25 protein-coding genes and 1 pseudogene are annotated in these 25536 nt (G+C 71.6%); 11 read left to right on the top strand and 15 right to left on the bottom strand.

What is annotated here, in order from left to right:
• Window positions 1-19 precede the first annotated feature (19 nt).
• Both ACIBSV_RS22025 and ACIBSV_RS22020 read right to left on the bottom strand, forming a co-directional pair.
• Window positions 20-1600: an MFS transporter gene (locus ACIBSV_RS22025; RefSeq protein WP_395865505.1), complete on the bottom strand. Its 1581-nt coding sequence runs from the start codon at window positions 1598-1600 to the stop codon at window positions 20-22.
• Between the two features lie 150 nt (window positions 1601-1750).
• Window positions 1751-2335: a TetR/AcrR family transcriptional regulator gene (locus ACIBSV_RS22020; protein ID WP_395865503.1), complete on the bottom strand. Its 585-nt coding sequence runs from the start codon at window positions 2333-2335 to the stop codon at window positions 1751-1753.
• Between the two features lie 227 nt (window positions 2336-2562).
• Between ACIBSV_RS22020 and ACIBSV_RS22015 the strand changes: the two genes are divergently transcribed.
• The gene (locus ACIBSV_RS22015) at window positions 2563-2922 is read left to right on the top strand and encodes an MmcQ/YjbR family DNA-binding protein (protein ID WP_395865501.1); all 360 of its coding nucleotides are present in this window, start codon (window positions 2563-2565) and stop codon (window positions 2920-2922) included.
• Between the two features lie 113 nt (window positions 2923-3035).
• Here the strand turns inward: ACIBSV_RS22015 and ACIBSV_RS22010 are convergent, their stop codons facing one another.
• Complete coding sequence (locus ACIBSV_RS22010; protein ID WP_395865499.1) at window positions 3036-4064, bottom strand: helix-turn-helix transcriptional regulator; 1029 nt, start codon at window positions 4062-4064, stop codon at window positions 3036-3038.
• A 61-nt stretch (window positions 4065-4125) separates the two neighbouring features.
• Here ACIBSV_RS22010 and ACIBSV_RS22005 point away from each other — a divergent pair, with 61 nt between their 5' ends.
• Window positions 4126-5271, top strand: coding sequence for a winged helix DNA-binding domain-containing protein (locus ACIBSV_RS22005; protein WP_395865497.1), 1146 nt, complete (start codon window positions 4126-4128; stop codon window positions 5269-5271).
• 240 nt (window positions 5272-5511) lie between these two features.
• On the opposite strand, the gene ACIBSV_RS22000 is transcribed toward ACIBSV_RS22005, so the two are convergent.
• A complete protein-coding gene (locus tag ACIBSV_RS22000; protein ID WP_395865495.1) occupies window positions 5512-6621 on the bottom strand; it encodes a hypothetical protein in 1110 nt (369 codons plus the stop codon).
• 140 nt (window positions 6622-6761) lie between these two features.
• Between ACIBSV_RS22000 and ACIBSV_RS21995 the strand changes: the two genes are divergently transcribed.
• Together ACIBSV_RS21995 and ACIBSV_RS21990 are read left to right on the top strand one after the other, a co-directional pair.
• Window positions 6762-7433, top strand: a complete 672-nt coding sequence (locus ACIBSV_RS21995; protein WP_395865493.1) for a helix-turn-helix domain-containing protein — start codon at window positions 6762-6764, stop codon at window positions 7431-7433.
• Between the two features lie 6 nt (window positions 7434-7439).
• Window positions 7440-8096, top strand: coding sequence for an enoyl-CoA hydratase-related protein (locus ACIBSV_RS21990; RefSeq protein WP_395865491.1), 657 nt, complete (start codon window positions 7440-7442; stop codon window positions 8094-8096).
• Window positions 8097-8150: 54 nt separating this feature from the next.
• On the opposite strand, the gene ACIBSV_RS21985 is transcribed toward ACIBSV_RS21990, so the two are convergent.
• Window positions 8151-8810, bottom strand: a complete 660-nt coding sequence (locus ACIBSV_RS21985) for an MBL fold metallo-hydrolase (protein ID WP_395865489.1) — start codon at window positions 8808-8810, stop codon at window positions 8151-8153.
• A 144-nt stretch (window positions 8811-8954) separates the two neighbouring features.
• On the opposite strand from ACIBSV_RS21985, the gene ACIBSV_RS21980 reads away from it, so the two are divergent.
• A complete protein-coding gene (locus ACIBSV_RS21980) occupies window positions 8955-9842 on the top strand; it encodes a spermidine synthase (protein ID WP_395865487.1) in 888 nt (295 codons plus the stop codon).
• Window positions 9843-10037: 195 nt separating this feature from the next.
• Here the strand turns inward: ACIBSV_RS21980 and ACIBSV_RS21975 are convergent, their stop codons facing one another.
• Window positions 10038-10433, bottom strand: coding sequence for a nuclear transport factor 2 family protein (locus tag ACIBSV_RS21975; protein ID WP_395865485.1), 396 nt, complete (start codon window positions 10431-10433; stop codon window positions 10038-10040).
• A 108-nt stretch (window positions 10434-10541) separates the two neighbouring features.
• Window positions 10542-11663, bottom strand: coding sequence for a GlxA family transcriptional regulator (locus ACIBSV_RS21970; RefSeq protein ID WP_395865483.1), 1122 nt, complete (start codon window positions 11661-11663; stop codon window positions 10542-10544).
• Window positions 11664-11818: 155 nt separating this feature from the next.
• On the opposite strand from ACIBSV_RS21970, the gene ACIBSV_RS21965 reads away from it, so the two are divergent.
• Window positions 11819-12718, top strand: coding sequence for an NAD(P)-dependent oxidoreductase (locus ACIBSV_RS21965; protein ID WP_395865481.1), 900 nt, complete (start codon window positions 11819-11821; stop codon window positions 12716-12718).
• Window positions 12719-12810: 92 nt separating this feature from the next.
• Window positions 12811-13527, top strand: a complete 717-nt coding sequence (locus ACIBSV_RS21960) for a hypothetical protein (protein ID WP_395865479.1) — start codon at window positions 12811-12813, stop codon at window positions 13525-13527.
• A gap of 117 nt (window positions 13528-13644) precedes the next feature.
• On the opposite strand, the gene ACIBSV_RS21955 is transcribed toward ACIBSV_RS21960, so the two are convergent.
• Complete coding sequence (locus ACIBSV_RS21955; RefSeq protein ID WP_395865476.1) at window positions 13645-14355, bottom strand: lysophospholipid acyltransferase family protein; 711 nt, start codon at window positions 14353-14355, stop codon at window positions 13645-13647.
• 124 nt (window positions 14356-14479) lie between these two features.
• Window positions 14480-15181 (bottom strand): TetR/AcrR family transcriptional regulator, encoded by a 702-nt coding sequence (locus ACIBSV_RS21950; protein ID WP_395865907.1) that lies wholly within the window; start codon window positions 15179-15181, stop codon window positions 14480-14482.
• A 244-nt stretch (window positions 15182-15425) separates the two neighbouring features.
• Between ACIBSV_RS21950 and ACIBSV_RS21945 the strand changes: the two genes are divergently transcribed.
• Both ACIBSV_RS21945 and ACIBSV_RS21940 read left to right on the top strand, forming a co-directional pair.
• Window positions 15426-16967, top strand: a complete 1542-nt coding sequence (locus tag ACIBSV_RS21945; RefSeq protein WP_395865474.1) for an APC family permease — start codon at window positions 15426-15428, stop codon at window positions 16965-16967.
• A complete protein-coding gene (locus tag ACIBSV_RS21940) occupies window positions 16964-18721 on the top strand; it encodes an amidohydrolase (RefSeq protein ID WP_395865472.1) in 1758 nt (585 codons plus the stop codon). The genes ACIBSV_RS21945 and ACIBSV_RS21940 overlap by 4 nt, the downstream gene beginning before the upstream one ends.
• Window positions 18722-18888: 167 nt before the next feature.
• Here ACIBSV_RS21940 and ACIBSV_RS21935 read toward each other — a convergent pair whose 3' ends face one another.
• On the bottom strand, window positions 18889-19830 hold the full coding sequence (locus tag ACIBSV_RS21935; protein WP_395865470.1) for a helix-turn-helix transcriptional regulator: 942 nt from the start codon (window positions 19828-19830) through the stop codon (window positions 18889-18891).
• Window positions 19831-20056: 226 nt separating this feature from the next.
• Between ACIBSV_RS21935 and ACIBSV_RS21930 the strand changes: the two genes are divergently transcribed.
• Window positions 20057-20815, top strand: coding sequence for a dienelactone hydrolase family protein (locus tag ACIBSV_RS21930; RefSeq protein ID WP_395865468.1), 759 nt, complete (start codon window positions 20057-20059; stop codon window positions 20813-20815).
• 146 nt (window positions 20816-20961) lie between these two features.
• On the opposite strand, the gene ACIBSV_RS21925 is transcribed toward ACIBSV_RS21930, so the two are convergent.
• Window positions 20962-21543 carry a nuclear transport factor 2 family protein gene (locus ACIBSV_RS21925; RefSeq protein ID WP_395865905.1) on the bottom strand — a complete coding sequence of 194 codons (582 nt, stop codon included), beginning with the start codon at window positions 21541-21543 and terminating at the stop codon, window positions 20962-20964.
• A pseudogene (locus tag ACIBSV_RS21920) lies at window positions 21520-21972 on the bottom strand (nuclear transport factor 2 family protein); the annotation flags it as partial. The gene ACIBSV_RS21925 and the pseudogene ACIBSV_RS21920, both read right to left, overlap by 24 nt.
• A 62-nt stretch (window positions 21973-22034) precedes the next feature.
• Here ACIBSV_RS21920 and ACIBSV_RS21915 point away from each other — a divergent pair.
• Window positions 22035-23057: a helix-turn-helix transcriptional regulator gene (locus ACIBSV_RS21915; RefSeq protein WP_395865465.1), complete on the top strand. Its 1023-nt coding sequence runs from the start codon at window positions 22035-22037 to the stop codon at window positions 23055-23057.
• Between the two features lie 593 nt (window positions 23058-23650).
• On the opposite strand, the gene ACIBSV_RS21910 is transcribed toward ACIBSV_RS21915, so the two are convergent.
• The 3 genes from ACIBSV_RS21910 to ACIBSV_RS21900 all read right to left on the bottom strand — a co-directional run bounded on the left by ACIBSV_RS21910 (window position 23651) and on the right by ACIBSV_RS21900 (window position 25081).
• Window positions 23651-24163 carry a GNAT family N-acetyltransferase gene (locus tag ACIBSV_RS21910; protein WP_395865463.1) on the bottom strand — a complete coding sequence of 171 codons (513 nt, stop codon included), beginning with the start codon at window positions 24161-24163 and terminating at the stop codon, window positions 23651-23653.
• On the bottom strand, window positions 24160-24531 hold the full coding sequence (locus tag ACIBSV_RS21905) for a VOC family protein (protein WP_395865461.1): 372 nt from the start codon (window positions 24529-24531) through the stop codon (window positions 24160-24162). The genes ACIBSV_RS21910 and ACIBSV_RS21905 overlap by 4 nt, the downstream gene beginning before the upstream one ends.
• Before the next feature lie 82 nt (window positions 24532-24613).
• Window positions 24614-25081, bottom strand: a complete 468-nt coding sequence (locus ACIBSV_RS21900) for a MarR family winged helix-turn-helix transcriptional regulator (protein WP_395865460.1) — start codon at window positions 25079-25081, stop codon at window positions 24614-24616.
• Between the last annotated feature and the right edge of the window lie 455 nt (window positions 25082-25536).

Here is a 25536-nt window from a genome sequence, read left to right as displayed (position 1 = left end):
GGTGCGGGTGCTCCGCCGGTCAGGTGCGTTGCGGGTCGGGCTCCGGGATGTGGTCGTGGTCCCAGTCGGGAGCCCGGTCGTGGTCCCAGTCGGGGGCCCGGTCGTGGTCCCGGCCGCGGGCCGGGCGGAAGGCTGCGAGGGCCGCCAGGGCCGCCACGAGGAAGACCGCTCCGGCCGTGCCGAAGGCCCACGCGTAGCCGACGATCACGTCGCCGCGGGTCGCGGCCACCGACATCAGCGCGGCCAGGCCGACGGTGGGTCCCAGTTCCATCGCGGTGTTCAGCACGCCGCCGGCCAGGCCCGCCTGGTGGACGGGTATATCCCTGGTGGCCAGGACGGCGGTGCCGGCGAAGATCAGGGCGGCGCCGACGGGGAGCAGGACCAGGCCCGGGAGGAGGTCGAGGGCGTAACGGCTGCGGTCGTCCAGGCGGGCGAGCAGGAGCAGGCCCGCGCCGCCGATCAGCAGTCCCAGCACGGTGACGCGGCCCGGGCCGTACCGGGTGATCAGCGGGCCGGCGGCGCGACCGGTCGCGATCAGCGCGAGGGTGAACGGTACGAACGCGCCTGCCGTCGCGAGCGGCGACCAGTCCCGTCCTTGCTGGAGGTAGAGCGAGATCAGGAAGCTGATCAGGCCGGTGCCGGTCGCCGCGAGCAGTACCCCGACCAGCCCCAGGATCCGACGCGGATCGCCGACGAAGCCCGGCGGCAGGAGCGGATCGGTCACCCGGCGCTCGACTGTCAGGAACGCGACGAGCAGGCTCACGCCGACGCCGAGCGGGACGAGTACGGCCGCCGACGCCCACGAGTGGTCGCCGGTCACGGTCAGGCCGTACCCGGTGACGGTGATGCCGACCGTGGCCAGGATCGCGCCGATCGGGTCGAGCCCGGGGCGACGGCCGGACGGGGCCGCCGTCCCGTCGGCGGCCTCGCCGAACGGGGCGCGCCCGGCCGGCAGCAGACGCGGCGTCAGGAGCAGACCCAGGACGGCCACGGCGACCGGTACGACGAACATCCAGCGCCAGGACACCCACGTCGTGAGCACGCCCGAGGCCAGGTTGCCGGCGGCGGCGCCCAGTACGGACAGGCCGCCCCAGGTCGCCATCGCCCGCCGATACGCGCCCGGTTCGGGGTACACCGCGCGCAGCACCGCCATCGCGGCCGGCGCGGTCAACGCCGCCCCCAGGCCCTGCCCGAAGCGCACCGCGACCAGCACCGCGAAGCCCGGCGCGAACGCGGCGACCATGGACGCGAGGCCGAACACGACCAGGCCCGTCGTGAACATCCGGCGCCCGCCGTACCGATCCGCGAGCCGACCGCCGAACAACAGCAGTCCGCTGAACGGCAACCCGTAGGCGGCGCTGACCAGCACCAGATCGGCCGACCCCAGGCCGAATTCCCGGCCGATGTCGGGCAATGGCACACCGATGATGGTGATGGTGGAGATCAGCGTGGCCTGCACGGTGCCGAGCAGGACGAAGGCGAGGGTGGCGCGTGGGGCCGGGGCGGGGGAGGGGACGGGGGCGGGGGCTAGTGTGCTCGTGTTGCTCTTTGAGCCGAGGCCCGTGGTCGGGGCCGTTCTCGTAGCCGTTTCCGTGTCCATTTCCCTGTCCGTGCCTCTGCTTCCGGCCATTCCGGTCAGACCTGTCATGCCGGTACCCCCCGTCGCCGTCAGCTTTTACAGATCGATCGTTCTGGAATCAAGGCGTGCGTGTCCGGTGGTGCGACGAGTGCCGCGCCGTTCGGGGGCTGTTCAGGTGAGCAGGGCGAACGCCTGCTGCGTCGCGTCCCGCAGGCGCAGCGAGTCGGGGCCGGCCTTGCCGACCACGCGCATTCCTTGCAGAAGTACCAGCAGGAAGCGGGCGAGGGCCTGCGGGTCCCGATCCGGACCCAGCTCGCCCTGCGCCCTGGCCCGGGTGAGCGCGACGGTCAGATTGGTCTCCATCTGACTCCAGCCGTGCTCGACGATCCGCGCCGCGCGCGGGTCGTGCGCGGCCAGCTCGGCGGCGGTGTTGGTGAGGAAACAGCCGCGCAGCCGGGTCGGCTCCTCGCACGCCTGCCGGGCGAACCGCTCGACGAGTGCCCGGACGGCCGGCAGTACCGGGCCCGGCTGGGACAACTCCTCGAACAGCTCCGGGTTGCGGCTCTCGCGGTAGCGGTCGAGCGCCGCGAGGTAGAGGTCGTGTTTGTTGCCGAACGTCGCGTAGATGCTCGCTCGGGCGATGCCGAGGCGAGCCACGAGGTCCGCCATCGAGGTCGCCTCGTAGCCGCGCTCCCAAAAGAGTTCGAGAGCGGCCTGCAAGGCGGCGTCGGGATCGAATTCCTTGGTCCTGGCCACGAGGGCGACTCTAGAACATTCGAGAACGAGTGGTCAAGAAAGTGCGACACCTCTTGCGCTCGGCGGGCCGGTGTCGGGTCGTTTACATAGGGTGCGAGTCGGTCGTCGGAGCGACCGTCGCGTGCCGTCGGCCCTGTCGCGGGCACGGCCGACCCGCCCGGACCGGGCGGCAGTCGGCGTCCTCGGCGGCGGGCGGGCCGGGGGAACGGGTTGATGGAGGTAAGGCGATGGCAGCCACCGCGGACGACGTGCGTCGACTGGCGCTCGCGTTGCCCTCGACGACCGAGAAGCTCGCGTGGGGCATGCCCACGTTTCGGGTCGCCGGCAAGATCTTCGTCTGGCTGGGCGAGGACGACGCGTCGATGGGCATGAAGTGCCCGATCGAGGAGCGCGCCGAGCTGATCCGGGCCGAGCCGGAGAAGTTCTTCCTGCGCGACGGGCACGACGACACGGGCAACTGGATCCGCGTGCACCTGTCGGCGGTGGACGACGAGGACGAACTGCGCGCGATGGTGGTGGACGCGTGGCGGCTCACCGCGCCCAAGCGACTTGCGGCGGAGCACGGTGAGCCGGGCGTCGGTTCCTGAGGCGAGCCGCGGGCTCGGGCGGGTTTCCGGGCGGGGGCCGGAGCCCGTCGGGCCTGCGGCCGTCGTCGGGTGACCGGGCACCTCGGGCCTGTGGCCGTCCCGGGTTTCGGCGCTCAGCCGGCCGCCGCCCGGGTCCAGCGTCGGCCCAACTCGGCGATCCGGGACACGAGTTCCGGTGGGCTCTCGACGGTGAAGTCCAGGTCGAGGAGCACGAGGCGGAACGCCAACGTGTCGATCGAGGACGATCCCGTGGTCAACCGGCACGTGTTCGCGTCGATCGCCGCCAGCACACCGTCGGTCGCGCCGATCCGTGCCGCGGCGACCTCCGGGGCGGCCCGCAGGAGCACGCTCGCGCGGTGCGGGTAGGCGCGGGTGGAGATGCCCGCCGACATGTACGCGACGACGTCCTCGTCCGGAAGCGGACGCGGCTCGAACCGCGGGCCGTTCGGCGTGCGCAGCCGGATCCGGTCCACGCGATAGGTCCGCCAGTCGTCCCGGTCGAGGTCCCAGGCCAGCAGGTACCAGCGACGTCCGGTACAGGCGAGCCGGTGCGGCTGGGCGCTGCGCACACCCTCACGGCCGTCGTGGGTGCGGTAGTCGAAGCGCAGCGTCTCGGCGGACCGGCACGCCGTCGCGATCGTGCTCAGGTCGGCGGGCGCCACCGTCTCACCGGCCACCGGCAGCACCACGGTGACCGCGTCGAGCGCGCCCACGTCCTGTCGAAGGCCGGTCGGCAGCGCCTGTTCCAGCTTGGCCAGCGCCCGGGCCGAGGTCGCCTCGATCCCGGCGACGGTGCCGCCGACGGCGGTACGCAGGCCGGAGACGATCGCGGCCGCCTCGTCGTGGTCCAGCAGCGGCGGCAACGGGCCGCCCGGGTCGAGTCGGTAGCCGCCGGACGAGCCCGCGGTGCGGACGTGATAACCCGCGTCGCGCAGTCGCCGTACATCGCGCCGCAGCGTGCGCGGGCTGACGCCGAGGCGGGCCGCGAGGCGGGGGCCGGTCCAGACGGGTGCTTCGGAGTGGCCGGCGGGGTCGGGTCGGTCGGTGCGATCGGGGTCGTCGGCGCGCTCGTGCGGCTCGGGTCGGGATTGCAGGAGGGACAACAGACGAAGCAGGCGGGTCGTACTCTCCAACGAGTCCATGTCTTCAGGGTGACGTCGAATGAGGCAAGTTTCCGACCGCATTCGCTCCTAGTCTGGGCGCATGGAGATCACCACCCTCAGCACCCGCCGGCTCAACCGCGTGCTGCTCGAACGCCAATTGTTGACCCGGCGGCACGCGCTCTCGGCGGAGGCGGCGATCACGCACCTGGTCGGCATGCAGGCGCAGGCGCCGCACCCGCCGTACATCGGCCTGTGGACCCGGCTCGCCGACTTCCGGCCGACGGAACTGGCCGACCTGCTGACCGAGCGCCGGGTGGTGCGGCTCGGCCTGATGCGCGGCACGGTGCACCTGGTGACCGCCGACGACTGCCTCGCGCTGCGGCCCGTCGTGCAGTCGATCTACGACGCGGACCTGTACCGGAACGTCCTGCACGGCCTCGGCGACTCGACCGTCGACGTTCGCGAACTCGTGGCCGCCGGACGCGAGTTGATGGAAAAGCAAGCGCTGACGGCGAAGGGACTGGGCCTCGCGCTCGGCGAACTGTTCCCCGGCGAGAACCCGAAGGCGCTCGCACACGCGCTGCGCAGCCAGGCGCCGCTGGTCCAGGTCCCGCCTCGCGCGCTGTGGGGCCGCAGCGGCCAATCCGCCTGTACGACCGCCGAACACTGGCTGGGCCGCCCGCTGTCGACGACATCGACACCCGACGCGATGCTGCTGCGCTACCTGGCCGCCTTCGGCCCGGCCACGGTGGCCGACATGCAGGCCTGGTCCGGCCTCGGCGGGCTGCGCGAGGTGGTCGACCGCCTGCGCCCGAGCCTGCTCGTGTACCGGGACGAGTCCGGCCGTGACCTCTACGACCTTCCCGACGCCCCGCTCCCACCCGAAGACACCCCGGCCGCGGTCCGGTTCCTCCCCGAGTTCGACAACATCCTGCTCTCCCACGCCAACCGCACCCGGATCATGTCCGAGGAGGACCGCAAGCGCCTGTTCACCGTCAACGGCATCATCCGCGCGACCTTCCTCGTGGACGGCTTCGTCGCCGGCATGTGGCGCCTCACCCGAGCCGGCAAACCGGTCTCGCCCGGCTCCCCGGCCGCCACGACCAACCCCGCGGGCCCACCCCTCACCCTCGAAATCCAACCCTTCCGCCCCCTCACCCCCGCCACCGAGTCCGCCCTCACCACGGAAGCCGCCGACCTGATGACCTTCACCACCCCCAACAACCACGACATCCGCGTCGTCTGACCCGAACCCCTCCCACCACCCCGGAGTCCGCCCCGGCGCCGACCCCCGAAGGCACGCCCGTCACGCGGCTGTCGGGACCCTCTGCGAAGGTGCCGGGCCGTGACCTTGATCGAGCATGGCGTTCGGACATCGTGGGACCGCATCGACGCATGGCTCGAGAGCCATATTCGGAGAGCCCCGGCCCGGCCCGCCGCGGATGCCGAGCTTCTCGACGCGTTCGCGCGGGAGGCGGGCGTGGAGCTACCCGCCGACGTGCGTGCGTGGTGGGCCCTCACCGGCGTCGGCTTCGAATGCCGGCTCCCCGGGACCTACGGTCCGGTGGACCGGGCGCAGGCGCTGGAGGCGAGAGAGATCGGGCTTTGGGTCGCGCCGAGTGCGGCCGACGGCGCGCGCGGGCGCGGGGGTGAGGCCGAGGGTGGTGGTCAGGGTGTGGGAGAGGTCGTGGGCCGGGGGTGGGGTGGTGAGGGAACGGGCGGTTCGGGTGAGGAGGTGGGTGATGCGGGGGGAGGCGATGGTGGAGTGGGCCGGGAGGATGCGGGAGTGCAGGAGGGTGGCGGCCTCGGGCCAGGTGCGGGTTCGGGCGAGGGCGTGCAGTAGGTAGGCGTGGTCGTTGAGGGCGGTGCGGCTGCCGGGGATGCGTCCGGCGGCGGCCTGTTCGAACAGGGGGATCGCGCGGGTCCAGTGGCCGTTGTCGGCGTGGATCATCGCGTGGTGCCAGGTGATCTCGGCCGTGTCGAGCCACCAGGCCCAGGCCGGATCGCGGGGACCGGCGCCTTGCAGGTGTCGGCTGTGGGTCTCGTGGATGAGGTCGAGCGCCTTGGCGTGCTCCCCGTATTGGTTGAGCGCCCGTGCCCGGCGCATCACGAACAGGGTCCGTACGCCGGGCGGCAGGTCGTCCGCCAGGACGGTCGCGCAGATGCCCAGTGCCTGGTCGGGGCGGCGCAGGTGGATGGCCTGCATGGCGAGTTGGGACAGCGCGAAGTGTTCGGCGGAGCGGTCGCCCGCGCGGCGCGCGGTATGCACGGCGTCGGTGCTCAGGCGGCGGGACAGGTCCTGCCGGTCGGCGTCGAAGGCCAGCCACCCGGCCACCTGTTGTGCCTCGGCCACGGCGGCCAGCCGGTCGCGGGAGGCCGGGCCGATCAGGGTGGCGCGCAGTGCCGATCGGGCCGAGCGCACGGCCGATTCGAGGATGGCCCCGGCGCCGTGGCGGGTGTCGAGCGTGACGATGTGGGCGTTGTGCTCGCGCAGTTGCCGTGTTTCGTCCAGGTCGCGGGCGCTGTACGGCCGCGCCGGCGGGAGGGCTTCGGCCGGGTCGACATGTGGCGTCGCGGGTAAGGGGGCGTGGGCCACGGGCCGACTCTCCGTCTTGGTTTCCGTGTCGTGACTTCCGTTCTCCGAGCCTGTCGCCATGAGATCACGGTGTGCCGTCCGGCAGGGCGGTGGGGCGGCGGAGAGCTGTTATGGAGCAGATGCTCTGTTATTGTTCCGGCATGCCTCGTCCTCGGGTTCACGATCTCGATCTGCTGCTGGACGCGGCCGAGCGGTTGGTGGCCGACGTCGGGCCGGAGCGCTTCACCGTGCGGGGGCTCGCGACGGCCTCGGGGGTGTCCAACGGGGCGATCTATCACGCGTTCGGGTCGCTGCCGGTCCTGCTCGGGCGCGTGTGGCTGCGCGCCGCGGGCGACTTCCTGGACTTTCAGGTCGAACTCGTCGACGCGGTGCGCCTCGACGACCCGGACGGCGGCGTCCGAGCGGTGCTGGCCGCGGCGAGCGCGCCGGCGGCGTTCGCCGACCGGCGACCCGAGGCGGCTCGGATGCTCATGGGCGTCCACCGCGATCGGCTGCTCGGCCCCGACCTGCCGCAGGAATCGGCCGAGGCGATGTTCGCGCTGGACAAGCGGGTTCTGGCGCTGCTCACCCGACTGGCGCGGGCGTTGTGGGGGCGGGCCGACGGGCCGAGCGTCGAAGTGGTGACGCTGTGCGTGGTCGACCTGCCGACGGCCGTGTTCCGCCGGGAACTGACCGGGCCGTGCACCGACGGCCGCCCCCGGATCGGCGCCGACAGCCGCGCACGACTGGAGGCCGCGGTCCGCGCGGTCCTCACCCTCCCGCCGCCGCTGCCGCCGCATGGCGGGCGGACGACGGGTTCCGGAAAGGAATGACCGACCATGCCCGAACTGCGCCACGAGGACCACGTCTTCGTCCTGGACCTCGGCGACGGGGAGAACCGTTTCGCGCCGGACTGGGTGAAGACCGTCGACGCCCTGCTCGACACCGTCGTCGAACACCCCGAACCGGCGGTGCTGGTGACCACGGGACGAGGCAAGTTCTACTCCAACGGCCTCGACCTGGACTGGTTGGCCGAACACGCCGACGAGTTCGGCCCGTACGTCGCCGACGTGGAAGCCCTGTTGGCCCGCGTGCTCACGCTGCCCGTGCCCACGATCGCCGCGGTGAACGGCCACGCGTTCGGCGCCGGGGCGATGTTCGCGATCGCCCACGACTTCCGGATCATGCGGGCCGACCGCGGCTACTTCTGCTTCCCCGAGGTCGACATCCGCATCCCCTTCTCGCCCGGCATGGCCGCGCTCGTCCAGGGCAAGACGACCCCCGCCGCGGCCGTCGCCTCGATGACCACCGGCCGACGCTTCGGCGGCGTCGAGGCCCGGGTGATCGGCCTGGTGGACGACACGGCCGAGGAAGCGGCCCTGGTCGCCGCGGCCTCGACCCGCGTACGCCCCCTGGCGGGCAAGGACCGCGCCACACTCGGCGCGATCAAGTCGACCATGTACGCGACCGCGGTGACCGCCCTCACGACACGCTGACGTCGACGGGAGCGGGGCCGGCGGAGCGCGGCTGCTCCGCCGCGCAGCCGCGGCTCACCCGCTCGTGGCGAGCGTGGTGGTGTAGCCGGGGCGCGGGTGGTGGATGGGGCGGGTGTCGGAGCCGGCCAGTTGGGTCAGGAGGCGTTCGGCCAGGGCCAGGCCGGTGTCGTTGTACAGCCCGTCGTGGATCAGGAACGCCTGCTCCGGGGCCACTTCGCGGATGTAGTCGGCGGCGTCGCCGAGTTTGAGCCAGGGAGCGCCGGCCGGCACGAGCAGGGTGGGGGTGGCCTCCTCCGGAACGGTGAAGGCGTCGCCGGGGTGGAAGACGCGGCCGTCGATCAGGAAGCCGACGTTGTCGATGACGGCGATGTCCGGGTGGATCACGGCGTGCTTCTCGCCGTACACGTGCACGGACAGACCCTGCGCGCCGCCGATCTCGAACGTGTCGCCGTGCGTCACGGCGCGCACCCGACCGCCCAGGTCGGGGAACTGGGCGGCGACGGCCGGGTTGGTCCAGATCTCCAGGTCCGGGTTCGCCGCCGCGGCGGCCCGGAGCGTGTCGGGGACCACGTGGTCCACATGCTCGTGGGTGATCAGTACGGCGTCCGCGCCCACCATCGCGTCGGGCTCGCTGAAGGCGCCGGGGTCGATCACGACGGTGGCCGCGTCCGTGGTCAGTCGTACACACGCGTGGCCGAGCTTGGTGAACCGCATGCCTGTTCTCCCGGGGGTTGCGCTTGGTGATGGCCGATCGGGTGCCGGGGCGTCGCCGTCGCCGGCGACGCTCCCCGCGTCTCTTGCCGCTTCCCGGGTCGATCATGCCAAGTCGACCCCGGAGCGGCGGCGGGGAGGGCGCCCATGCTGCGAGACAATCGATTCATGTACGACGACCAGCAGGAACCGACCGAGTCCATTCCGGTGGGGCGGGCGACGGATCTCGGTGCGGCGTTGCTGATGCCCGACATCGACCTGCCCCGCGCGTGGTTGCTGACGCTCAACGATTCGCCGCAGTCGTACGTGGATCTCGACCGGCCCGAGCACCTGGAATTCGAGTACACGCGGCGCCTGGGCCATGTGGTGGATCTCGCGGCCGAACCCGGCGAGCCGCTCGACGTGCTGCATCTGGGCGGCGGTGGGCTGACCCTGCCCCGCTACGTCGCGGCCACCCGGCCGGGTTCGACGCAGACCGTCGTCGAGCTCGACGGGGAGTTGATCGCGCTGGTCCTGGAGCATCTGCCGTTGCCGGCGGGCGCGGCGATAGAGGTGTGCACCGGCGACGCCCGGGAGGAGTTGGCGGCGCGCCTCGACGATTCGGCCGACCTGGTGATCGCCGACGTGTTCGGCGGGGCGCAGGTGCCCGCGCATCTGACGTCGCGGGAGTTCGCCGCGGAGGTGGCCCGGGTGTTGCGGCCCGGCGGCGCGTACGCGGCCAATATCGCCGACGGCGGCGACCTCGACTTCGCACGCGCTCAAGTGGCCACCCTGCGCGCGGTGTTCCCCCAGGTGGCGTTGATGGCCGAGCCGGGCGTACTGCGCGGGCGGCGGTTCGGCAACCTCGTCGTGGTGGCGTCCACGGTCGCGCTGCCGGTGAGCCAGTTGGCCCGGCGTACCGCCTGCGACGAGACACCGGCGCGCGTGCTCTCCGGGATCGAGGCCCGGGTGTTCTCCCGCGACGGGGCGGCCGTCACGGACAGGACGGCGATTCCGTCGCCGGCTCCGCCCGGGGGGACGTTCCGGATCGGGTGAGCCACGGGTCGGGTGTGCCATCGGTCGGGTGTGCCATGGGTCGGGTGGGTCACGGGTCGGGGGGCACCCGGTCGGGTGCGCCAAGGGCCGGGTGGGTCACGGTTCGGGTGAGCCACACGTGGGGTGAGCCGGGCCGGGTCGGCCCGGAAGTCGGAGCCGGGTCCGGAAGCGGGGTGTCCGGCCCGGATTCGGGTGTCAGGCCCAGAAGTCGGCTGCCGCCGTCATGTCCTCGACGCATTCGTCGAGGTCGGTGATCTTCTCGCCGACGAGGCGGAAGACGATGCCGCCCATCTGGTCGAGGTGCCTGCCCGCTCGCTCGCCGGTGGCCCGGTGCACCGAGACCACATGGCCGCGACCGTCGACGAACAGGTGGCGCAGCTCGACGCGGAAGCTGCCGCCGGTCTCCGTCGCGAGTCGCTCGTAGTAGCCCAGCACCGCGTCCACACCCTTGAAGTCGCCCGACAACATGTGGTCGCCGGGGACATGGTGCGTACAGTCGGTCGTCATCATCGCGCGCAGAGTGCCCAGGTCACCCTGTGCGAACGCCTGGTAGCCCCGGCGAACCAGGGCGGCGTGTGGGTGTTCAGCCATGGCGTTTCGCCACCTTCCGCCACGAACATGGATGGATGGCTGACCTCTCCACCCTGTCACTCCGTACGCCGCCGGTCCACCCGCCGGCGGCGCGGCGCGGGGCGGGCGTCAGGCGGCGGAGTCGGTGCCGATCCGGATCGGCGCGGGCGCGGGTGTGTTGAAGGCGCGGCGGTAGTCGGCGGGGGAGACGCCGAGCCGGGTGGCGAAGTGGTGGCGGAGGTTGGCGGCGGTACCCAGGCCGCAACGTTCGCCGATCTGCTCGATGGGGAGGTCGGTGGTCTCCAGCAGGGATTGGGCGCGGGCCAGGCGCTGGGTGAGCAGCCATTGCAGCGGGGTGGTGCCGGTGGCGGCCTGGAGGCGGCGGAAGAAGGTGCGCGGACTCATCCGGGCGCGGCGGGCCAGGTCCTCGACGGTGAGCGGGCGGTCCAGGTGGGCGCCGGCCCAGGCCAGCACGGGGGCCAGACCCTCGTCGTCGGTGGCGGGTATGGACAGGGCCACGAACTGCGCCTGGCCGCCCGGGCGATGGGCTTGGACGACCATGCGGCGGGCGAGCAGGTTGGCGATGTGGGCGCCCAGGTCGGCGCGCACGATATGCAGACACAGGTCGAGGCCGGCGGTCATGCCGGCGCTGGTGAGCACGGTGCCGTCGTCGACGTAGAGGACGCTGTCGTCGACGGTGACGTTCGGATACCGGCGGGCCAGATCCTCGGTGTGCGCCCAGTGCGCGGTGGCCCGGCGTCCGTCCAGGAGGCCGGCGGCGGCCAGGGCGAACGCGCCCGTGCACAGCGAGACCATCCGCGCGCCGGCGTCGGCCGCGGCGCGCAGGGCGGCCAGGAAATCGGCGGGCAGTTCGAGGTCGTGGTCGACGCACTCCTGCGGCACTGCCGCCACGATTACCGTGTCCGCGTCGACCAACGCGTCCCATCCGTAGGGGGTTCGGATGCCGAACGCGAAGCCGGATCCGGAGCCGAGGCCGGATCCGGGGCCGGGGCCCGAGTCGGCAGCGGCGTCGGGTCCGCCGTCCGGACCGGTTGCGCCGCCCGTCGGCCGTTCCACGCAGACGCGGAAGTCGTACCAGCGGTCCGTGAGTTCCGGTTGGGGAGTGCCGAACACCGCGCAGGCGATCGAGAGTTCGTACATGTCCCACGGCGGGATGTCGCCGTCGTCGATCACCGCGACGGCCACCGATCCCGGTCCCGTCGCCCGCGTGTTCCCCGCTCGGTCGTTCATGGGTGGACAGCCTAGATCATCGATGGCGCGAATTTTGCGCCGATAGGCATTCCTGCCACTGTCGGCGCGGTTTCGGCGCTGCGAGGGTTGTCCACGTTCGGCCGGGAGGACGGCCGACGAAGCACGGAACGACGACGCGTGAGCACGGGTGTCCCGTGCCGCGCACAGAGCACGAACGAGGGACGAAGATGAACCACGAAGCCGTGACGGTCATCGGTCTGGGATCGATGGGCGCCGCCCTGGCCGAGGCGTTCCGGGCGGCCGGCCATCCCACCACGGTGTGGAACCGCTCCGCCGCGAAGGCCGACGACCTGGTCGCCCGTGGCGCGGTGCGCGCCGACACCGTGGCCGAGGCGATCGCCGCGAGTCCGGTGATCGTGGTCTGCGTGCTGGACTACGACAGCACGCACACCATCCTGAAGGCCGACGAGGCGGCGCTCGCCGGCCGCACCCTGGTCAACCTCAGCTCGGGCTCGCCCGAACAGGCCCGGTCGACCGCCTCGTGGGCGGCTGAACTGGGAGTTGCCTACCTCGACGGCGCGATCATGTCCACGCCGCCCGGAATCGGCTCGCCCGAGTCGATGCTGCTCTACAGCGGCGACCCGGCCGCGTTCGCCCGGCACGCCGCGACCCTGCGCGCACTCGGCGATCCGGTCGACCTGGGCCCGGACGCCGGCGTCGCGAGCCTGTACGACACCGCGCTGCTCGGCGTGATGTGGGCGACGCTGACGGGTTGGCTGCACGGTTCGGCCGTGGTCGGCGCCGACGGGGTGGGCGCGGCGGAATTCACGCCGATCGCCAACCGTTGGCTGGCCCACGCCGTGACCGGATTCATCGACCTGTACGCGGGACAGGTCGACGCGGGCGCCTACCCCGGCGACGACGCCACGCTCGACGTGCACCTGGCGACGATGGACCACCTCGTCCACGCCGCCCGGGCACGCGGCGTCGACACCGCCCTCCCGGAGCTGTACCGCACGTACACCCGACGCGCGATCGCGGCCGGCCACGGCTCGGACGGCTACGCCCGGCTGGTCGAGGAACTCCGCAAGTGAACCCGGGAGCGGGGGCGGGGACGGGAGCGGGGATGACAACAGGGGCGGGAACGGGAACGGGGATGTGGATGGGGACGGGAACGGGGACGATCGTGCGAGGCGCCACGACGACGGAGACGGCGGCGACCGCCCACGACTGGCCCGCGTTGGTCACCCGAGCGACCGAGGTCTGCGTGGCGACCCTCGCCCGAGCCGCGGCGGAGACCGGTGGGACCGCGGCCGCGGGCGCCTCCACGGCAGTCGATCACCCGGCAGTCGTTCACTCCGCGGGCGTTCACTCCGCGGTCGTCGACCCCGCCTGGGGCCGACCCGCCGACGGCGAGCGGTCCTGCCGGCAACTGCTCGACCACCTCGCGTTGGGCCTGGTCGGCTATACGGGCCTGCTGATCGCCCGGCCGACGGACCGCTACATCACGCTGTTCGCGTCGCTCGACCCGGCGGCCCCGATCGACGCGTGTCTGGACGGCCTCGGGATCGCCGGCACCGTACTCGCCTCGACCGTGCGCGACACCCCACCCGAGGTCCGCGCCTGGCACCCCTGGGGCCACTCGGATCGCACCGGTTTCGCCGCGATGGGCGTGGTCGAACTGCTCCTGCACACGTACGACATCACCCGCGCGCTCGGCCAGGTCTGGTCGCCGCCGGACGAACTCGCCGCCCCGGCGCTGGCCCGGCTGTTCCCGGACGCGCCGACGGGGACGGGTGACGCCCCGGCGGACGTGTTGTCGTGGTGCACGGGTCGGGGCGACCTGCCGGGCCGGCCGCGGGTTCCGGCCGGCGAATGGCAGTGGCAGGGCTCGCTGCGCTGAGGAAGGGGCGCGTTCGCCGAAGCGCGGTCGGGTTCGGCGAGGCGACGGCCGGGATCGCCGGGTCGCAGCCGGGTTCGCCGGGTCGCGGCGTCGGCCGAGGGGCCCGGGCTCAGACGCTCAGACCTCCGCCGGCGTCTCGTTGTACACGCCCGCGTAGTCCTGACCCGACAACTTCTGGATCGCTTCCATGATCTCGTCGGTGATCTCGCGCCGCGCCCGGGCCACGTCCGTGCGTCCGAAGTGGCGCGAGAAGTCGAGCGGCTCACCGAAGCGGATGAGCGCGCGCGGCGACAACCTCGGGATGTTCGAGCCGATCGGCTGGACCCGGTCGGTGTCGATGATGCCGACCGGCACCACCGGGCACCGCGCGGCCAGCGTGAGCCACGCGACCCCGGTCCGGCCCCGGTAGAGCCGGCCGTCCCGAGAGCGGGTGCCCTCGGGGTAGATCCCGAACGCGTCGCCGCGTTCGAGTACCGAAAGCGCCGTCTCCAGGGCGGCCTTCGCCGCGCTGTGCGCACCTCGGGGCACCGGGACGGCGCCGATTCCGGAGAAGAAGGCATTGCTGACCCGGCCCTTGAGCCCGGGGCCGTCGAAGTACTCGGCCTTCGCGAGGAACGACACCTTGCGCGGCATGACCACGGGGATCGCGACGCTGTCAACGAACGACAGGTGGTTGCTGGCGATGATGACCGGGCCGGTCATCGGTACGTTCTCGCGGCCCTCGGTACGCGGGCGGTAGATCGCCTTCGCGGTGGGCGCCACGACGCCATGCATGAACTTGTCGATCAGCACGGATCCCCCGTGGGAGTGGGTGAGGTCTGGAAACACGCGCCACCTTATCGAGTCTGCGGCACCCCCTACGACACACGTACCCGCCTGCATTGTTGACGTAGCGTCAAATGTTCGTCACGGCACCGATCGTGGCGATCGGTGACGCTGTGTCCGACCGCATTCACACCCGTCGGGCGAGCGATTCCAGCAGCAGGTCGAGCACGTCCTCGAAGGGGCTGCCCGCCATCCCCTGGGGCAGGTGCCGACGGACCGTGCCGATGGCCGGATAGTCCGCGCCGGACAGCCTGTTGTACGTCTCCTCCCAGGAGCGGTCGTCGGCCTCGCGCACCTCGGGCGCGAGCGCGGCGTACGACGCTTCCAGGGCCGCGTGCGCGAGCACGGTGTCGATGAACACCCGGTAGTAGCGCACCGCGTCGGCGGGGGAGAAGCCCGCCGAGAGCAGCAGGGCCACGCCGATCTCCACGGCCCGGAACTCGTTGTGCCGCCGGGTCACCCGGGACGCCGCGACGGCGGCCACGCGCGGGTGCCGCAGGTAGCCGTCACGGACCCGCAGGCCCAGCTCGCGCAGCGAGGCCACCCAGTCCGGGCCCGGCCGGTAGCCGGCCAGCGTCTCGCCGATCAGGAAGTCGGCGATCGCGAGCAGCAGGTCGTCGGTGCCGCGGAAGTATCGGTAGATGGCGGTGGGGTCGCACCCGAGCGCGGCGCCGAGCTTGCGGACCGTCAGCGCCTGCGCACCGTGGTGTCCGATCAGGCGTACTGCACAATCGACAATGACATCCTCGGACAAAACGCTCCCCGACTTGGTCGGCCTGCGCCGGCGACGTTCACCCACCACGCGGTCCGTGCGGTCCGTGCGGCCCACGTGGTCCGTGCGGTCCGCGCGATCCACCCGGTCCACTCCGTCTGCTCCGTCCACACGATCCTCCGAAGCTTGTCCGGCTGTCCGGCCGGCTGCTGTCCGGCCGGCCGCCCCCGCCTGCCCGCCAAGGTCCCGCGTGCCGGCGTGTTCGCGCCACACCTTATGTCAACACCATTGACGTAATTCTGACGCAGGCTGTTTCATCGGCGTCCACCCCCCGTCCGCTTTAGCCTCCCTGGGAGCGCCGATGTCCACGAACCTGCCCCGGGACGATCAACCGCCCGCGCTGCGCAAGTCGCTCGGTGTCGTCGACGGCATTGCGGTGGCCGCGTCCAGTACGGCGGCCACCACCAGCATCGGCGTCGGCATGGGCAGCCTGGCCGCCACCGTCGGGTTGGCCACGCCGGCGATCATCCTGATCGCCTTCCTGCCGATGCTCGGCATCGCCGGAGCGTACGCCCGACTCAACCGGGTCGAGCCGAACTGCGGCAGCGGCTATGTCTGGGTCGGCAAGTCGATCGGCCCGTGGTCGGGCTTCCTCACCGGCTGGGTCGCCCTCGCCGGGTCGATCATCTTCCTCGCCTACACCAGCGCGATCACCGGCTCGGTGCTGCTCCAATTCGCCAACAAGGCCGGTTGGCACGAGTTCGCGGGGCTGGCCCTGGACCCGAACTCGACCAAGCTCAGTACCGTCCTGGGCCTGATCGTCCTGGTGGTGGTCACCGTGCTCGCGATCACCGGCGTGCGTCAGGCCACCCGGCTGCAGACCTTCCTGCTGGTCTTCGAGTACGCGGTACTGCTGGTTTTCTGCGTCTGGGCGATCGCCTCCGGCGACCAGCCGTTCTCGTTCTCGTGGTTCAACCCGTTCGAGATCGACTCGGCCTCGGACTTCGCCCAGGGCCTGGTGCTTGCGGTGTTCTTCTTCTGGGGTTGGGACGCGGCGTTCAGCGTCACGGAGGAGACGAAGAACCCCGAGGACTCGGCCCGAGGCGGGCTGATCGCGCTGTTCGTGATGCTCGGCATGTTCCTGCTCGGCGCGATCGCCTTCCAGCGGGTGATGACCGTTCCGGAACTGACCGAGAACGGACCGCAGGGACTGACCTTCCTGGGCGCGCACCTGGCCGCCGACCCGTGGGCGAGCCTGCCGCTGCTCGCGCTGATCTTCTCCGCGATCGCGTCGTTGCAGTCCGGCGTCATCCCCACCGCGCGCGGCATGCTCGCGATGGGCCGCGACCAGACGCTCGGCAAGGTGTGGACCCGGATCCACCCGACCTTCGGATCGCCCGCGATCGGCACGGTGCTGATCATGGCGATCGCGGCCGGCACCGCCGTACTGGCGATCGGCATCCCCAAGCTCAACGACATGATCCTGGCCGCGGTCAACTCGATCGGCCTGATCGTGGCGTTCTACTACGGTCTGACCGCGATCGCCTGCGCGGTGCGGTTCCGGCCGACGCTGCGCACCGACCGACGCGAGGCGGTGCGCGCCGTGGTCATCCCCGGGGTGAGCGGATGCGCGCTGCTGGGCGTCGGCGCGTACCTCGCCTACGACTACCTGACCATGAGCGACAGCTTCGAACTCAGCCCCGACAACGGCTGGTTCATGTTCTCCGTGCCGATGGTGGTGATCCTCACCGGTCTGGGGTTCGCCGCCTACGCCAAGTACGTGCGCAAGTCGGCCTACTTCGAGACCGGTCGGGGCACCGACGGCGACTCGATCGAACTGCCGATGGACCGCTACAACGACGCCGCCGACTTCGACGCCTTCAAGTCCAAGGAAAACGCATGAGCACCACCGACCACATCGTTCACACCTCCACCGGGGCGTCCGCCGCTGTTTCCACCGCGGTGTCCGCTTCTGTCTCGACCGAGGTGTCCACCACTGCTTCGACCGCGGTTTCCGCTTCCGCGTCCGCCGGTGCGGACGTGGTCTTCACCGGCGGCGCGGTGTACACGGTCGACGCCGGGCGCAGCCGGGCGAGCTCGGTGGCCGTGCGCGACGGGCGGATCGTCGCGGTCGGGCACGACGAGGTGCGCGCGTTGATCGGCGCCCGTACGGAGGTCGTCGACCTCGCGGGGAAGCTGCTGATCCCGGGCTTCCAGGACGCGCACGTGCACCCGGTGGGCGGCGGCGTGGAGATGGGTCAGTGCGACCTGTCCGAGCACGAGACGCTCGCCGAATACCGGCAGGCCGTGCGGGCCTACGCCGACGCCCACCCGGACCTGGAGTGGATCACCGGCGGCGGCTGGTCGATGGAGGCATTCCCGGGCGGCCTGCCGCACCGGTCGATGCTGGACGAACTGGTCCCCGACCGCCCGGTGTTCCTGCCCAACCGGGACCACCACGGCGCGTGGGCGAACAGCATGGCGCTGCGCCTGGCGGGCATCACCCGGGACACCCCGGATCCGGCCGACGGCCGGATCGAGCGCGACGCGGACGGCGAGCCGACCGGGGTGCTCCAAGAGGGCGCGGCGGACCTGGTCGGCCGGCTGCTGCCCGCGCTCACTCCCGAGGACCAGGTGGCCGGCCTGCTCCGGGCCCAGCGGTTGTTGCACTCGCTCGGCGTCACCGCGTGGCAGGACGCGCTGCTCGGCGCGCACGCCAACATCACCGACGCGAGCGCCGCGTACCTGACGGCGGCGGACCGAGGGCAGTTGACCGCGCGCGTGGTCGGCTCGTTGTGGTGGCAGCGGGACCGCGGGATCGAGCAGATCGAGGACCTGCTGGCCCGACGCGAGGCGGGCACGCGAGGGCGGTTGTCGTGTACGACCGTCAAGATCATGCAGGACGGCATCGCGGAGAACTTCACCGCCGCGATGCTCAGCCCGTATCTGACGGCGTGCGGATGCGCGTCGGACAACAGCGGGATCAGCTTCATCGAGCCGCAGGCGCTGCGCCGGTATGTCACGGCACTGGACGCGCACGACTTCCAGGTGCACTTCCACGCGCTGGGCGACCGCGCGGTGCGCGAGGCGCTGGACGCGGTGGCCGCGATGCGCGCGGCGAACGGGTGGAAGGACACCCGGCCGCATCTGGCCCACCTCCAGGTGGTGCACCCGGCGGACATCGGCCGCTTCCGCGAACTCGGCGCGAGCGCGAACATGCAACCGCTGTGGGCCGCGCACGAGCCGCAGATGGACACGCTGACCATCCCCTTCCTGGGCGCGGAGCGGGCCGCGTGGCAGTACCCGTTCGGCGAACTGGCACGTAGCGGTGCGACGTTGGTCGCGGGCAGCGACTGGCCGGTGTCCAGCCCGGATCCGATTCAGGGCATCCACGTCGCGGTGAACCGGCGCATCCACGGGTCGGACTCGCCGGTGTTCTTCCCGGAGCAGCGGCTCGACCTGCACACGGCGCTGGCGGCGTACACGGCGGGCAGCGCGTACGTGAACCACCTGGACGACACCGGAAGCATCGTGGTGGGCAACCACGCGGACCTGGTGGTGCTCGACCGTGATCCGTTCGCGGCGCCGGAGAGTGAGATCGGGGCTACGCGGGTGTTGGAGACGTTTGTGGGGGGTGAGCGGGTTTTCGGGGCGTAGTGGGGTGGCGGGGGGCGTGGCGGGGTGGTGGCGTAGCGGGGTGGTGGTGTTGCGGTGCCGGTTGGTCGGGTCGGGGGCGGGGGTTGTCACCTACGTGGGTGACCGCCGGCGGGCCTTGTCACTTACGTGAGTGACAAGGCCGGCGCCGGCGCCGACCCCCGGCTCGGTCAGCGCGCGTCGTCGGCGTTCCGCGCGTCGCGCTCGGCTTCGCGGACGAGCTCGGCGATCCGGGCCTGGTGCGGCGGGTCGGCGGTGAAGGTGACGAGCTTCTGCTCCGGGTCGTCGGCGACCCGCAGGACCACGTGAGTCAGGTCGAGGCGGCCCAACCTCGGGTGGTACAGGCGCTTTCGACCGGAGGACAGGTCGCGCACGTCGTGTCGGGACCACCACGCGTCCGCCTCCGGACCGGCGGCGCGCAGGCGTCGGATCAGGTCCGCGAAGGCCGGATCACCCGGGTGGCGGTCGGCGGCGGCACGGAAGCGGGCCAGGGCGCCGACGGCCTCGGCCTCCCAGTCGACGAGGCGGGTGCGGGCTTCCGGGGCGACCAGGGTCCACCACACGATATTGCGTTCCTCGGGCGGCAGGCGCGGCCAGTCGGCCCACAAGGCGCGGGCCGCGCCGTTGGCGGCGAGCACGTCGAAGCGGCGGCCGGTGACGTAGGTCGGGTGCGGGTCGAGGCGGTCGACCAGCGCCGCCACCGCGGGGTCGAGAACCTCGTCGGGCCCTTCGGGCCCGTCTGCGCGGGCGGTTGCGGGTACGCCCTCGGCGAGCCGGATCAGGTGGGCGTGCTCGGCCGGTTCGAGCCGCAGCGCGGTGCCGAGCGCGTCCAGGACCTGGCGGGAGGGATGTACGTCGCGGCCCTGTTCGAGGAACGTGTAGTACGTGGTCGAGATCGCGGCGAGGCCCGCGACCTCCTCACGGCGCAGGCCACCGGTGCGGCGGCGGGTCCCCGGCGGCAGACCGACGTCGGCGGGTCGCAGCCGAGCGCGGCGCGAGCGTAGGAAGTCGGCGAACTCGCGGGCGGGGCGGTCGGGAGCGGGGCGATCGGGAGTGGGGTGGCCGGGAGTGGGGCGGTCGGGAGTGGGGTGGCCGTCCGGCGTTGCGGGCATTCCGGGGGTTCCTTGGTGGGGCTTCGGCCGGTGGCGGGGTCGGTGGTGGCCTGGAGGTCGGTGGCGGCCTGGGGTCGTGCCGCTTCGAGGGCGACTCGACTTCGGCGGCCGTCTCGACTTCGGGCCGATCTCGGTATGGGTCCTGGTGCGGATGGGTCCTGGTACTGCTGTTACCAGTAAAGACGACGCATGGATGCCGGAGTGGAACGGATCTACGGTCGGTGGCATGAGCAAAATCGTCACCGAGTGGATCGAGATCGACGTACCCGGCGCGGCGGCGCCGATGTCGGGGTATCTGGCCCGACCCAGCGGACCCGGACCGCATCCGAACGTGCTCGTGGGCTTCGAGATGTTCGGCGTCACCGGCTATGTGCGGGGTGTCGCCGACACGCTCGCGGGCCTCGGCTTCCGAGCCCTGGTACCGGACTTCTACCATCGGGTGGGCCACCGGATCGAGTTGCCCGCCGACCCCGACGGGCGGGCTCGCGGACTCGAACTGGTCGGCGGGCTGACCCGGGCCGGCGTCCGCGGCGATGTCACCGCGACCATCGCGGAGTTGAGCCGACGCTTCGGCGACGACGCGCCGACCGCGATGTTGGGGTTGAGCGCGGGTGGGCACATCGCCTACTACGCGGCGACGCAGGTGCCGTTGGCGGCGCTGGTCGTGTTCTATCCGGGTTGGCTGACCGGCGGCGAGATCGCGTTGGGGCGGCCGGAGCCGACGGTGGAGCTGACTCCTCTGTTGACCCGGCACGACACCTCGGTACTGGTGCTGATCGGCGCGGACGACCACCTGTACACGGCCGACCAGCGGGAGTCGATCGCGGGCCGGCTGGCCGAGTCGGGCGTGCGGCACGAGTTCGTGGTGTACCCGGACACGCCGCACGGCTTCTGCTGCCCGGAGCGCGATACGTACCGTCCGGTGGCTGCGGCGGATGCCTGGTCGCGGGCCACGGCGTTGTTGGGAGAGGCGCTGAAGGGTTAGGGCCCGGCTCAAGGGCGCGGTTTTGTACGGGGATCCCGGCCGGTCGGCGGTGGGGTGCGTGGCGGGGCCTCGGGTGTCGAGCGTCGCGGGGCAGGGCGCGGTGCGAGTGCCGCCGACCGGGTGCGGGACGTCAGGTCGTCAGGTCGTCAGGTCGTTGGGGTGTCGGTCGGTCGGTTGCCGACGGTGTGGGCGCGGGCCACGGTGAGACTGTCCTCGTATACGTGATAGCGGCTGATCAGGCCCGCTTCGACGGTGACGTGGACCGCGCACATGGCTCGGTAGGCCGTTCCGGTGGACGCTGCGGTGCGGCGGATTTCGGTGAGCAGGACCGCCTCGGGCCCGTCGAGCAGGATCCGCGGGTCGGGTCCGGCGGTGGGGACGTCGACGTCGGTATCCGTATCCGTATCCGATTCCGTGTCCGTGTCCGCGTGCGTGTTCGGGGCGTGGTCGTCGGTGTGCGCGGCGGCCAGTTCGCGAAAGTGCGCGGCGACGTCTGCTCGGGTCGAGCGCGACCGGATCCACGGCGTCGCCGGGTGGCCCTCGGCCGGCCAGTCGAGCAGCCAGTCCACCCGATCGGCGAACAGTTCGGCGATCCGGTCCGGGTCGCCCGCGCCGACCCGGCGGACGAACTCGGCGACCACGGCGCCCGTGCCGGGCGTCGGATCGGTCGGCACGGTGAACTGCCGGTCATGCCGGATCCGGCCGTCCGGGCCGAGCCGGACCACCATGCGCCCGGTCCACGCGACATCGCCGCCGGCCGCCGGGATCATGTACGTCGTGAAGGTGATCGTGCCGTTGTGACCGACCGCGTCCTCGGCCGAGCGGAAGACGAACCCGCCCCCGGCGACCAACTGCTCGTACGCCTCGGTGACCCTAGCCAGCAGTGCCTCGTGCCCGACGTATCGCCCGGACTCGATGGTCTCGATTCCGTCCGGTGCCCACAGCGCAACCACGGCGGCCCGGCGGGCGGTCGGGTCCGGTTCGTTCCACACGGCGACGTAGCGGTCGACGAACTCGTCGATGTCGACGTCGACGTCGATGTCTCTGTCGAGGGGGAAGAGGGCCTCGTTCGTGTCGGGGCCGGCGCCGGTGCCGGGCGCGGAGGTAGGCGCGGGGGTGGGGTCCGAGGCGATGTCGGTGGTGTGGGTCGCGTTCATGGTCGGACCGTAGGTGGACTGCACTGACACGTTATGTCAGTGGAGTTCGGCAGAATGCGCGCATGCGGGCGAGTCGGCTGGTCTCCATCCTGTTGTTGTTGCAGATCCGGGGGCGGGTCACGGCTCGGGAGATCGCGGACACCTTGGAGGTCTCGGTGCGCACGATCTACCGGGACATGGAGTCGCTGAGTGCGGCCGGGGTGCCGTTGTACGCGGATCCGGGCCATCGCGGCGGGTACGAACTGCTCGACGGCTTCCGTACCCGGCTGACCGGGCTCACCACGGGCGAGGCCGAGTCGCTGTTCCTCACCGGCCTGCCGACCGCCGCCGCCGACCTGGGTCTGGGCTCGGTGCTGACCGCCGCGCATCTCAAGCTGATGGCGGCGCTCCCGGCCGAACTGCGCGACCGCGCCGGGCGGATCGCCGAGTGCTTCCATCTCGACGCGCCGTCCTGGTACGGCGCCGCCGACCCCACACCGCACCTGGCCGAGGTCGCGGACTCGGTGTGGAACCGCCGGCGGTTGCGAATCCGCTATCTCCGCTGGGCCGAGCCGAGCGAGACCACGCGGGTGGTCGATCCGTACGGCGTGGTGCTCAAGGCGGGCGCCTGGTATCTGGTCGCCGCACACGCGGAGTCGGCCGAGGGCGGCGGCCCGCACGGTGACGGGGGACGGGAGGCGATCCGTACGTACCGGGTGTCCCGGATCCTGGACGTCGAGGTGCGATCGGGGTCGTTCGAGCGGCCGGCCGGGTTCGCGTTGGCGGCGCATTGGCAGGACTACCTGGACCGGTTCGACCGCCGCCGGCTCCGCGCGTCGGCGACCGTGCGGATGTCGCCGATTGCCATGGACCGGCTGACGCACCTGACGGAACCGGCCGTGGTGCACGCGGCCCGGGCGAGCGCCACCGGGCCCGACGCGGACGGCTGGGTGGAGGTGGTCGTCCCGATCGAGTCGGTCGAGCAGGCGATCACGACGCTGCTGCCGTTCGGCGGTGAGGTGGAGGCGCTCGAACCGGCGGAACTGCGGGCCGGGATGCGGGCGGCGGTGGCGGCGTTGGCCCGGGTGTACGGGGACGGGGGGTGAGTGGGCGGCCGGGCGGTCTTGTTGCGGTGGTCCGGAGGTGCGGAGGCGCGGCGGTGCGGCCTGCGGCCGTGCGGCGGTGGGCGGACGCGGGGGCGCGTGGGGTCGTGTTCGGTCACGTGGGGGCGGGTGAGGCCGGGTGAGGCGAGTGAGGTTGGGTGGGGTCACGTGCGCATGTGGGCGGATGTGTGCGGGGGTTGATGGTGCTTTTTGTGACGATGTATCCGGATAGCCGACGCCCGCCAAGCGGATGGAGGGCTTCCGGAAATTGCATTCTTCACCGTAGCTATAGGAATCTCGGAGATCGCATGACAGTTCGACGGGCAGAATCGAGCCTTTGCCGTGGATCATGAGGGCTCCGGACGCGGTGCGCACGTGACCGCGTGATCGACGGGATCGACGGGATCGAGGGGTCACCAGATCGCGTGGTTGGACGCCTGGGTGATCAAATGTCCGAGTGACTCTGCGGGGCGCACGTCCGATTCGCCCGCGTCCCGCAGTCGGCCCGATGATCGGGCCGGGCCAGGGCCCGTCCTTCCCGATCCCGCCGCGTCGCGCCCGGCGGGATCGGGGGACGGGCTCGGGTGTGTCCGGCGTCAGCGCGCGGGCGTACGCCCCGGGCTCAACTCGCGGGACCAGGCCACCTCGCGGTCGAGTTGCCCGGTCGCGCGAAACAGGCAGACCTGATGGGTCTCGGCCAGTACGGTCGCGAGTCGGGTTCGGTCGGCCGGTTCGAAGCCCAACTTCCGCCAGAACGGTCCCGATCGGCGACTGAACAGCCAGGCCCGACGGGCGCCGGCGTCGGCGGCCCGGTCGAGCGCGTAGCGTGCCAGATCGAGACCCAGTCCCTGCCGCCGAGCGTCCTGATCCACCGCGACGCTGCGGATCAGGGCGTGCTCGCCGGCAGCGGACAACTCGAACCCGGTACTGCCGCGCACGACCCCGGCGGCGTCCCGAAGCAACCACAGGCGCACGGTGGGCGCGTCGAGCCCGCTGAGGGTGAGGTCGGCCCGGACCAGGAAGTCGTGCAGGTCGGATAGGTCGGCGGAAGTCAGTGGCGCGAGGGCGGCCTCGGTGCCCGCTTCGTTTTCGGCGCGGTTCGTCGTCATCGGCCGAGGAGGCAGAAGGGGTGGCCCGCCGGATCGGCGTACACCCGCCAACCACGAGGGTCGACACGGAGCAACACGGCGCCGAGTCCGAGGACCTGCTCGTGCGCGGCGTCGAGGTTCGGGACGTCCACGTCGAGGTGAAACTGCTGCGGACGCGCGGCGTCGGACCACTGCGGCGGCCGGTAGTCGGCGACGCGCTGAAACGCCAACACGAGCCCGGCCTCGGTATGAACGGTCGCGAAGTCGGAGTCGACCGCCCAGCGCGGATCGGGTCGGTCGACGGCGCCGCCGAGAAGCGCCGCGTAGAACCGGGCGAGTTCGTGGACGTCCGGGCAGTCCAACACGACGCACTGCAACCTGCCGACCATCGGCGTCCTTCCGGTCCGTCCGGTCCTTGGGTCCTACCGGTCCTGCGGTCCTGGGCTCCTCGTCCTCCCGGTACTCGTTGTCCTACTTCGCGAGGAGTTTGCCGAGGAGGGTGGTGAGTTGCCGGCGCTCGGCGGCGGTCAGTGCGGCGAAGCTGCTGTCGAGGAAGTCGGGGATGTCGCGCTCTGCCTCGGTGAGTACGCGGGTGCCGGCGGCAGTGATCGTGACGGCGTACGCGCGGCGATCGACCGGGTCGCGGTCACGGCGGACCAGCCCGGCCTTTTGCAGCGAGTCGACGATGCCGACCATGACGCTGCGGTCGATGCGCAGTTCCTCGGCCAACGCCTGCTGTGCACTCGGCCCGACGGCGTCGAGCATCTTCAGGACGAGGTGCTGACCTACACCCACCTCCTGACCGGCGGCGTGCGCGTCGGCCGCGCGGGCCATCGCGGCGGCGGCGCGACACAGCGCGATGTCCACGCGCTCCTCGGCGAGCCGCGGGAAGTAGTGAGGTTTGGCCTGGGTGGTGTGCTCGACGGCGGCCTTCTTCATGGCGCAAGGCTATCGCACGCCGAAAGATTGTTTGACGCAAGACGATCTGTAGGCATACGTTTTCCTTCAATCATCTGGCCCCAGATCATCTGCACAAAATCATTCTGCACCCAACTCGTCCGTGGCCAATTCGTCTGTGCCCAACGCATCTGGGCGCCGCGCATCTGCGTCCGAATCGTCTGGGTGCAGAGCATCTGTGTCCGACTCGTCTGCACTCAACTCGTCTGGGCCCAACGCACCAGCGCCCGAATCATGTTCATCCAACTTGTCTGGATGCAAATCATCTGTACTCGGTCCTTATGCGTCCAATCCGTCTGTGCTCAGTGCATCCGCGTCCGATTCGTCCTCGCTCAACTCATCTACATCCGACTCGTCTGGACGCAAAGCGTCTGCGTCCGATTCGTCTGGGCGCAACTCGTCTGCGCTCAATGCATCTGCGTCCGACTCGTCTTGGC

The sequence above is a fragment of the Embleya sp. NPDC050154 genome (assembly GCF_044460165.1).
Lineage (GTDB): Bacteria > Actinomycetota > Actinomycetes > Streptomycetales > Streptomycetaceae > Embleya.
Note: the sequence above shows the minus strand (reverse complement) of the source record. Positions and strands in the feature narration are given on the sequence as shown.

Excerpts from the sequence above, each read along its gene's own strand:
- ACIBSV_RS21970 (WP_395865483.1), bottom strand. The coding sequence starts at position 11,663 with ATGAACGACCGAGCGGGGAACACGCGGGCGACGGGACCGGGATCGGTG.
- ACIBSV_RS21910 (WP_395865463.1), bottom strand. The coding sequence starts at position 24,163 with ATGACGACGAACCGCGCCGAAAACGAAGCGGGCACCGAGGCCGCCCTC.
- ACIBSV_RS21935 (WP_395865470.1), bottom strand. The coding sequence starts at position 19,830 with ATGCCCGCAACGCCGGACGGCCACCCCACTCCCGACCGCCCCACTCCC.
- ACIBSV_RS22005 (WP_395865497.1), top strand. The coding sequence starts at position 4,126 with ATGGAGATCACCACCCTCAGCACCCGCCGGCTCAACCGCGTGCTGCTC.
- ACIBSV_RS21925 (WP_395865905.1), bottom strand. The coding sequence starts at position 21,543 with ATGGTGGTCCGGCTCGGCCCGGACGGCCGGATCCGGCATGACCGGCAG.
- ACIBSV_RS22025 (WP_395865505.1), bottom strand. The coding sequence starts at position 1,600 with ATGGACACGGAAACGGCTACGAGAACGGCCCCGACCACGGGCCTCGGC.
- ACIBSV_RS22010 (WP_395865499.1), bottom strand. The coding sequence starts at position 4,064 with ATGGACTCGTTGGAGAGTACGACCCGCCTGCTTCGTCTGTTGTCCCTC.
- ACIBSV_RS21975 (WP_395865485.1), bottom strand. The coding sequence starts at position 10,433 with ATGGCTGAACACCCACACGCCGCCCTGGTTCGCCGGGGCTACCAGGCG.
- ACIBSV_RS21990 (WP_395865491.1), top strand. The coding sequence starts at position 7,440 with ATGCCCGAACTGCGCCACGAGGACCACGTCTTCGTCCTGGACCTCGGC.
- ACIBSV_RS22015 (WP_395865501.1), top strand. The coding sequence starts at position 2,563 with ATGGCAGCCACCGCGGACGACGTGCGTCGACTGGCGCTCGCGTTGCCC.
- ACIBSV_RS21980 (WP_395865487.1), top strand. The coding sequence starts at position 8,955 with ATGCTGCGAGACAATCGATTCATGTACGACGACCAGCAGGAACCGACC.
- ACIBSV_RS21945 (WP_395865474.1), top strand. The coding sequence starts at position 15,426 with ATGTCCACGAACCTGCCCCGGGACGATCAACCGCCCGCGCTGCGCAAG.
- ACIBSV_RS21900 (WP_395865460.1), bottom strand. The coding sequence starts at position 25,081 with ATGAAGAAGGCCGCCGTCGAGCACACCACCCAGGCCAAACCTCACTAC.
- ACIBSV_RS21995 (WP_395865493.1), top strand. The coding sequence starts at position 6,762 with ATGCCTCGTCCTCGGGTTCACGATCTCGATCTGCTGCTGGACGCGGCC.
- ACIBSV_RS21940 (WP_395865472.1), top strand. The coding sequence starts at position 16,964 with ATGAGCACCACCGACCACATCGTTCACACCTCCACCGGGGCGTCCGCC.
- ACIBSV_RS21915 (WP_395865465.1), top strand. The coding sequence starts at position 22,035 with ATGCGGGCGAGTCGGCTGGTCTCCATCCTGTTGTTGTTGCAGATCCGG.
- ACIBSV_RS21930 (WP_395865468.1), top strand. The coding sequence starts at position 20,057 with ATGAGCAAAATCGTCACCGAGTGGATCGAGATCGACGTACCCGGCGCG.
- ACIBSV_RS21985 (WP_395865489.1), bottom strand. The coding sequence starts at position 8,810 with ATGCGGTTCACCAAGCTCGGCCACGCGTGTGTACGACTGACCACGGAC.
- ACIBSV_RS21905 (WP_395865461.1), bottom strand. The coding sequence starts at position 24,531 with ATGGTCGGCAGGTTGCAGTGCGTCGTGTTGGACTGCCCGGACGTCCAC.